This is a genomic window from Helicobacter monodelphidis, assembly GCF_003288845.1.
Taxonomy (GTDB): domain Bacteria; phylum Campylobacterota; class Campylobacteria; order Campylobacterales; family Helicobacteraceae; genus NHYN01.
In genome coordinates this window covers 1-571 of sequence record NZ_NHYN01000091.1, presented here as the reverse complement: position 1 = coordinate 571, position 571 = coordinate 1, and the positions used below count along the sequence as shown (strand labels likewise).

The window sequence follows — 571 nt, the reverse complement described above, 5'->3', positions numbered from 1 at the left end:
AAATATTAGATATTGCCAACCAATCGCAAGAAATCAGCAACACTGTAGATAATATTGCTGTAAAGATTATGGATGATGTGAATAGAAAGAAGTTTTAAGTATGCAAAAGGTGCATATATTTCACATCTCTAATGTTTTCTTTATCTAATGAGAATGTTTAGGTGGGAATTCCTCATCGTGTTTTCAAAAAGCCAAGCACAGAAATTATTCCTTATGTTGAAAAAAATCTTATCCCTGTAGAGAATGACGAAATTATTGCAGAAATTGTTGAGCCAGAGGAATTGTTTCTTTTAGAGCTGCAAAGAAACATTAATGAACAAATGCGTGAATTTGGAGGAAAAACACCACTTTTGAGCCAATCTACAAAAGATAATCCAGACATCAAACAACTTGAATGGTTTAAAGATGAAAACATCTTAAAAGACTTTTATAAACAAGCAAGAGAAGAAGGTTATCAGTTTTACTTACAACTTCCTAAAAAAGAAGACATTAAACCTCCTTCAGAGCTTACATTCAAAAAAGGTGAATGGTTTTCTGATGAGCGAGGCGTTTTAAATCAGATTGTGCAAAG

At 32.4% G+C, this 571-nt stretch carries 1 protein-coding gene; it reads left to right on the top strand.

What is annotated here, in order from left to right:
* Window positions 1-161: 161 nt before the first annotated feature.
* Window positions 162-571: hypothetical protein (locus CCZ01_RS10030; protein WP_146745258.1), on the top strand; the 410-nt coding region annotated here is incomplete at its 3' end.